This window comes from Meiothermus sp., from assembly GCF_025056915.1.
Taxonomy (GTDB): domain Bacteria; phylum Deinococcota; class Deinococci; order Deinococcales; family Thermaceae; genus Meiothermus.
The window spans coordinates 1-7,080 of the sequence record NZ_JANWVH010000111.1 but is presented as its reverse complement, the minus strand read 5'-3'; the positions used below and the strand labels follow the sequence as shown (position 1 = coordinate 7,080).

Genomic DNA, 7,080 nt, shown 5'->3' with positions numbered 1-7,080 from the left:
ACGCTTGTCTGCGTTGCGTATGGGCCGAGACGCATGTTTTCGAGTTTCCAGGCCGCCACTGTTCTGTTCAGAGCCAGGCTTTCTCAAACTCGAATGGCTCATAATATGCGAAGAGCGCTCTAGCCTGCGTTGCGAAGACCTGCGGCAATGCCCAGAAGCGAGAGCATCAGAGCCCGCTCGAGGCCCCCCCGCTCGGGCGATTCTGGCGGGGTTTTGCGGTAGCGCTCCAGTAACTCCACCTGCACCAGCGAGATGGGGTCCACATAGGGGTTCCTGAGCTCGGTCTGGCGGGCCAGCACCGGATGGTTGTGAAGCAGGGGGTTTTGGAAGGTCTCCTCCAGGAGGGTTCTGGTTTTTTCGAACGCCTGGGCAATGGTGGGAAAGAAGCGCTCGGCCAAATCGGGCTTGACCAGCCGGAGGTATTCTCGGGCGATGCCCAGGTCGGCTTTGGCCAGGGCCAGGGCCGCGCTGTCCAGGGTGGAGGCGAAGAAAGGCCACCCGGCCCACATCTCCCGCCGCAAGGCGAGCGGAATCTCTTCAAGTCCCTCGGCCAGGCCGTACCAGCCAGGAATCAAAAGCCGCACCTGCGTCCAGGACATCACCCAGGGGATGGCCCGCAAGTCCCGAATCTCCCGCACCCGCCCCGAGCGGTAGACCGGACGGCTGGCAATGTTGAGGGCGCCAATCTCGCGGATGGGGGTGAGCTGTTCGTAGAACTCGAAAAAGCCGGGGCGCCCCAACAGCTCACGGTAGACCTCGGTGGAGCGCTGGGCCGCTCGGGTAATGGCCTCGCGCCATTCCTCCCGCAAGGGTGGGGCCTGTTCGCACCGGTCTCGGGCCGAGGCCAGGGCCATGTGGTAGAGCATCTGCTCGAGGTTGCGGTAGGCCAGGTCGGGGTGGGCGTAGCGGTCGGCCAGGGCCTCGCCCTGCTCGGTCAGGCGCATCCGGCTTCCCACGGTGCCGGGTGGCAGGCTGGCAATGGCCCGGCCCGCGGTGCCCCCACCCCGGGCGGTGGAGGTGCCGCGCCCGTGGAAGTAGTAAACCTGAACACCCCGGCTTCGGGCGGTGGCGGTGATGGCTTCCTGGGCCTGGTAGAGCGCCCAGTTGGCCGCCAGGAAGCCAGCGTCCTTGTTGGAGTCGGAGTAGCCAATCATGACCTCGAGGCCCCCCCGACCCTGCACGTGGGCCATAAAAACCGGATTGTCGAGCAGCCGCCCCACCACCTCGGGCGCGTTTTGCAGGTCGCCCAAGGTCTCGAAAAGCGGTACCACATCGAAAGGCAGGGCCCGCCCGGGCCGGTAGAGCCCGACCTCGCGGGCCAGCAGCATGACCTCGAGCAGGTCGCTGGGGGAATGGGTCATCGAGACCACATGCGCGCCCCGCGCCCGCCAGTGGCGCAAAGCCTCCAGCGCGGTTTGCAGGGCCCTGGTCTGGGGGCGGTAGCCCACCGGGGCCAGAGGCCGGGCCGTGGCGAGTTCCTGGGTGAGCAGGGCCTCTCTTTGCGCAGGCTCCAGCGACCCATAGTGCTCGTGCACCCCGGCGGTTTTCAAAAGCTCGGCCACCGCCTCGGTCAACGCGCGGGACTCCTCCCGCAGATCCAGGCTCACCAGCTCGAGGCCAAAAGCCTCGGCATTGAGACGCAACGGACGCACGCTGGCCCTGGCAATCTGGCCCAGCCCCAGCTGCTGTAGGCTGCGCTCGGCTTTGCCCAGGTCGCTCACAAATTCGCTGGTGGCATTGTAGGCTGGGCCGGGCTGCTCGCCCAGCATGGAGCGCAGCTTGTAGCGCAGCCCCATGCCAAACTGCCGGTAGGGCTCACCCTGGAAGCGCTCTGGCAGACTCAGGCGCTTGGCGTGCTCCTCCAGGGCCAGGCGCAGCTCGCGGGTAATGGTAATGCGCTCGTCGCTGAGCGAAAGGTCTCGAATCAGGCCGTCCACATCCTCGACAAACTTGCGCAGGGCCGTCTCGCGGGCGTAGTTCTGGGCCCAGGCCGTAACCTCCGGCACCACATTGGGGTTGCCATCCCGGTCGCCCCCAATCCAACTGCGGAACACCACCGGGGGCGAAAGATCGGGGCGCCGACCGTAGTGGGCCTCGACCGCGCTCTCCAGCCCTTCGACCAGCCGCGGGATGGCCTGCCAGAGGGTCGAAGTGGTGTAAAAAAGACCCCCTTTGACCTCGTCCTCCACGCTCGGGCGCGACTTGCGAAGCTCGGAGGTGCCCCACAGCAGGGCCACACGGGCGTCTAGCTGAGAGCTGGTGTGTGCTGGTGGGGTCATGGCGAAAGCGTCGGCGTTTTCGGGCGGTTCCGGGTCTTCTATAGCCCCTCGCTCGGCTTTGTCCAGCAGTTTCTCTATCTCGCTGAGGTGATACCGCTGGGTGCGGCGGCGGGTCTCGGTGGGGTGGGCGGTGAAGGTCAGGTGCAGCCGCAGCCGGGCCAGCACCTCCACGGTCTCCTCGTAGGTGAGGCCCTGTTGTTTGAGCTGACCGACGAGCGCCAGGAACGATTCTCCCCTGGGGGCAGTGGGGGTGCTCTTCTTCTCACGCTCCCGATTGACCCGAACCCGGTGGCGTTCTTCGGCCAGGTTGACCAGATGAAAGTAGGTCGAAAAGGCCCGAATCATGCTTTCGGCCTCGGTCAGCGAAAGGCCCCGCACAATTTGCAGGAGCTGTTGATGGGTGGCCTCGGCATAGCTCTGCCGCAAGGTTTTGGTCAGCTCCCGAATCTGCTCTTCCAGCTCGAACACCCGCTCGCCCGAAAGCGTGCGAATGGCCTTTCCCAGAGCCCGCCCCAGCAAATCCACTTCTCGCTTGAGCTGTTCAAACAGCCGGTCTTCGCTCATCCTGCGATAGTGTACCGGGTTTGGAAGCGATTCCCAAAGGGTCTGCCTAGAACTCTTTGCAAAGGCCGTCCTACTCCGCGTGCTGCAACCGCACCCAGCAAACCCAACCGGGCTTCTTCTATGTCGAACGCTATGCGGTGCACCAAGGCCAAGGGCGTACAAGCGACCCTGGCTACCCAAGGGGGGGCGGAGGTGGGTCTCCTGCCCTCGAGCCAAGTCCCTGCGCCCTATCTCGCCATTCCTACAGACTGCAAAGTGTCCGGGTGGAGATGGCAGGACCCCACCCTTTCGGTCCAACCTCAACAAAGCCCCGACCCCTAGGCCATGCCATCGAAAATCACCGGAAAGCGCACCCGGTTATCAAAAGCCAGAGGAACCAACCAGCGCACGCTGGGCACCACCGGGCCCGAGCAGAGATCGGTAATGGCAAAAATACCCACTTCGTCCTCACCCTTGACCTGAATTTGGTGGGCCAGCTCCGAGACGGCCACAAAGAAATAGACCTGAACGGTGTAGCCCTCGAGCCGGGCCAGGGCCATCCAGTCTTTGGCGGGAATGCTCACCCCAGTTTCTTCCTTGAACACCCGCGACATGGCACTTTTGGGCAACTCGTCGGGCCCCATTTTGCCCCCCACCCCGTTGAACAGCCGGGCCTCCGGGTCGGCGCGATGCTTTCGCAAGAGCACCACTCGAGTTTTGTCGGGGGTGAAGAGAAAACCAGCGACGTACTGGGTGAGGGGACTCATGGCAAGGCTCCGCGGGTGCTACCTTAGTTTATTCGGTCGGCTTCCAGGGTTTCTTCATGGTTTGACGTAGCTTTGTTTAGCCTTTAGCTTGATGGCATGCCCGAACGGCAGTATCTCTACAAAGGTCGCATCCTCAACCTGGCCCTCCAGGGTTCCTACGAGATTGTCGAACACGCCCATGCAGTCGCCATTCTGGTTGAGCGGGAGGGTCAGATACTGTTCGTGCGACAGTATCGCCCGGCCATCGGTTCCGAAACCCTGGAGATTCCGGCGGGCCTGATTGACCCCGGCGAAACGCCCGAGCAAGCCGCCCGGCGTGAACTGGCCGAGGAGGCCCAGCTCACCGGCGAGCTGGAGTATTTGACCAGCTTTTATGTATCGCCGGGTTTTTGTGACGAAAAGCTGTACGTCTTCCGCGCGACCAACCTCCGAGCAGCCTTTGCCCAACCCGACGACGACGAGGACATCACCATCGAGTGGCGAAACCCCCGGCAGGTTTTGCGGGAGGCCCGCGATGGCCAGGTGCAGATTTCGGCCTCGGCCATGGCGGGAATTCTGTTTTACCTCAGCGAAAGGGGTTTGGAGAGCCCCGTTGTGGACGCTTGATTGGGCGCTTCGCCGCCGCTTGCCTGGTTGCGAGTCCTGCGAATCCCATTTCTCCGGTCATGCTTCTAATCAACGACCCCTCCGATGCGCCCGCCGGCCCCAAGGTGGTGGCTGTGGGCAGCTTTGATGGGCTGCACCTGGGGCACCAGCACCTGATTCACCTGGCCCAGCAGGAAGCCAAAAACAAGCACGTCCCGCTGCTCATCTACACCTTCGACCCCCCCAGCAAGGTTTTTATGAAAGGGGAGGGCTTCCTGACCGATTTGACGGAAAAGCTCGAGCTTCTGCGGGGCCTGGGGGTGGAGATTGCCCTGATTGTGCCCTTTACCGAGGCGTTCTCCAAGCGCAGCAAAGACGACTTTCTGGGCGACCTGCGCACCCTCGAGGCCCAGCGCATCTATGTGGGGGCCGACTTCCGCTTCGGACAGGGCCGGGCCGGGACTTTGGAGGACCTCAATAAGGTGGCGCCCACCGAGATTTTGCCGCTGCTCGAGCTGAGGGGCGGGCCGGTCAAGTCGAGTCGCATCCGCGACCTGCTGCGCGAGGGGGAGGTGGACGAAGCCAAGCTCCTCCTGGGGCGGGCCTATTCCGCCAGGGGCATTGTGCAGGAAGGCGACAAACTGGGCCGGCGGCTGGGTTTTCCCACCGCCAACATCGAAGTGGCCCCTCTCAAAATTCTGCCAAGGGGCGTGTTTGCCGTGCGGGTGCTCACGCAGCAGGGCCGTTTTGGGGGCATGGCCAACGTCGGCTACCGCCCTACGGTCTCGGGCCAGACCCTGCGCCTCGAGGTGCATCTGTTTGGCTTTACGGGCGATTTATACGGCCAGGAACTCAGCGTGGAGTTCCTCACCAAGCTGCGCGGAGAGCAGAAATTTGAAAGCCTGGAAGCCCTCCAGGCCCAGCTTACCCAGGATGCCGAAGCCGCCCGAAGGGTGCTGGGCATCTGAGTCGGCTGGGGGGCTCAATCCCGTGCCTAACGTGGAATGTCCTCGGCGGTCATGAACCTGGGCCTGACCCAGCGCACCTCCTCGAAGGTGCCGTCGAAGCGCAAAATGGCGGCGATGCGGGCCCTGGAGTATACCTGGTGGGGCTTTTTGGGGATGAAGGCCGTCACAATGTCCACCCAACGCGGCTCGCGGTATTCCAGCACCACGTGCAACGGCAGCTTGAGCTGGGGTGGAAAAACCATGTAGCCCAGCACCAGCATCCGCTGGTCTTCGGGGTAGACCGCCATCTCGCGGCCCCACTCCACCGCCTGCAACACGTCGTGCTCGATGAAGCCCTCTTGCAGCATGTGCTTGGCCACGTGGGGGCCAATGCGGTAGCGGCCTTCGCGAAGGTAGGGGAGGAGTTCCTCGAGCCGGCGAATACGTGGTCGTCTGAGCATGCGTCCCCCCTTTTGTATCAAAGAGCCCCACCGCTTCTGGAAGGGTGGGGGCAGGATTGCTCAACCAAAAAACCCCAGCGTGTTCAGGGGTTTCGTGGTTCGATTATAAGGCCTGCTGGGATAGCTCGTGTGGGCTTTTGACCGCAATTGCTGCACCGTACACCCCGGCTGCACCGGCCTCGAGCAAAGCCTTGCGGGCCCGGATGAAGGTCGTGCCGGTGGTCAATACGTCATCAACCAGAAGCCAGACGCCCTGCACGCGGCGGTTGGGACGAAAGGTGGCCTCGGCACGCTCGAGGCGCTTTTGCAGGGTTTTTTTGGTTTGCGAGATGTCCCACAGGGTTCGCTCGAGCACGCTCTGGTAGGGGAGGTGCAACTCTCTGGCTGCCGATTTTGCCAGCAACTCGGCCTGGTTGTAGCCCCGCTGCACCTTTCGGTGCAGCAGGGTAGGAACAGCAGTCACGCCCTCGAGCCTCCAGCCCGCCTGCTCAACCCCCAAAGCGATTCGCTGGCCCAAAAGTTCAGCCAGCGCCCGCTGGCCCTGGTACTTGACCGCCCTGGCCAGCCGACCAAACCGCCGGTAATCGCCCAGATACACAAAGCGGGGAAGATGCCGGGGCACCAGCAAGGCCCGGCAGTCCGCACACAAAACGGGTTGGTTCAGCGGCTGCCCGCAACCGGGACAGGTTGCGCCGGTTAGCTGTTCCCACCAGAGCAACCAGGCCATGCTCACCCAATGCCGAGCGCTGCTCGAAGTGCTTCATCGAAGGGGGGATAAAGCACCCCCTTTTCTGTCACAATGCCGGTAACCAGATGATGGGGGGTCACGTCGAAACCCGGATGCGCGGCGGGGAAGCCCTCCGGCGCGATGGGCTGCCCCCGGATTACCGTAACCTCCTGGGCCGGGCGTTGCTCGATGGGAATCTCTGTGCCAGAACGCAGTTTGGGGTCAACCGAGGAGAGCGGCAGGGCCGGGTAAAAGGGAATCCCGTGGTAGCGGGCCAGGATGGCCAGGCCGTAGGTGCCAATCTTGTTGGCAAAGTCGCCGTTCAGGGCCATACGGTCGGTGCCGAGCATCACCGCGTCCACCTGGCCCTGGGCCATCATGTAGGCGGCCATGTTATCGCTGATGAGGGTCGCGGGCACGCCGGCTTTTTGCAGCTCGTAGGCGGTCAGGCGGGCCCCTTGCAGGTAGGGTCGGGTTTCGTCCACCCAGACATGGCTCACCCGGCCCCGGCGGTAGGCTTCGATAATCGCCCCCAGCGCGGTGCCATACCCCCCGGTGGCCAGCGGCCCGGTGTTGCAGTGGGTGAGCACCTGGCCCTTCAGCACCCGGGCCCCGTGCTGGCTGATGGCCTGTTCGGTGGCCTCGACCTCGGCCCAGATGGCCCTGGCCTCACGCAGCGAGGCCTCCAGGCGGCCCCAGTGGGGCTTCATGCGGTCCAGGGCGTAAAACAGATTCACGGCAGTGGGGCGGCTCTGGCGAAGCGCGGCGTCG

The 7,080-nt window shown here is 63.8% G+C and carries 7 protein-coding genes; 2 read left to right on the top strand and 5 right to left on the bottom strand.

Going from position 1 to position 7,080, the window contains the following annotated elements:
* Positions 1 to 119 precede the first annotated feature (119 nt).
* Both NZN28_RS13410 and NZN28_RS13405 read right to left on the bottom strand, forming a co-directional pair.
* Complete coding sequence (locus tag NZN28_RS13410; RefSeq protein WP_295398964.1) at positions 120 to 2,843, bottom strand: phosphoenolpyruvate carboxylase; 2,724 nt, start codon at positions 2,841 to 2,843, stop codon at positions 120 to 122.
* Positions 2,844 to 3,160: 317 nt separating this feature from the next.
* On the bottom strand, positions 3,161 to 3,589 hold the full coding sequence (locus NZN28_RS13405) for an NUDIX domain-containing protein (RefSeq protein ID WP_295398962.1): 429 nt from the start codon (positions 3,587 to 3,589) through the stop codon (positions 3,161 to 3,163).
* Between the two features lie 96 nt (positions 3,590 to 3,685).
* Between NZN28_RS13405 and NZN28_RS13400 the strand changes: the two genes are divergently transcribed.
* On the top strand, positions 3,686 to 4,195 hold the full coding sequence (locus tag NZN28_RS13400) for an NUDIX hydrolase (RefSeq protein WP_295398959.1): 510 nt from the start codon (positions 3,686 to 3,688) through the stop codon (positions 4,193 to 4,195).
* Positions 4,196 to 4,254: 59 nt separating this feature from the next.
* Entirely contained in the window at positions 4,255 to 5,142 is an 888-nt protein-coding gene (gene ribF, locus NZN28_RS13395; RefSeq protein WP_295398957.1) for a riboflavin biosynthesis protein RibF, read from the top strand.
* 26 nt (positions 5,143 to 5,168) lie between these two features.
* Here ribF and NZN28_RS13390 read toward each other — a convergent pair whose 3' ends face one another.
* The 3 genes from NZN28_RS13390 to mtnA form a co-directional block, all read right to left on the bottom strand.
* Positions 5,169 to 5,582 (bottom strand): DUF4258 domain-containing protein, encoded by a 414-nt coding sequence (locus tag NZN28_RS13390; protein ID WP_295398955.1) that lies wholly within the window; start codon positions 5,580 to 5,582, stop codon positions 5,169 to 5,171.
* A 103-nt stretch (positions 5,583 to 5,685) separates the two neighbouring features.
* Positions 5,686 to 6,309 carry a ComF family protein gene (locus tag NZN28_RS13385; RefSeq protein ID WP_295398953.1) on the bottom strand — a complete coding sequence of 208 codons (624 nt, stop codon included), beginning with the start codon at positions 6,307 to 6,309 and terminating at the stop codon, positions 5,686 to 5,688.
* A gap of 2 nt (positions 6,310 to 6,311) precedes the next feature.
* A partial coding sequence (gene mtnA / locus NZN28_RS13380) for an S-methyl-5-thioribose-1-phosphate isomerase (RefSeq protein WP_295398951.1) occupies positions 6,312 to 7,080 on the bottom strand: 769 nt, incomplete at its 5' end.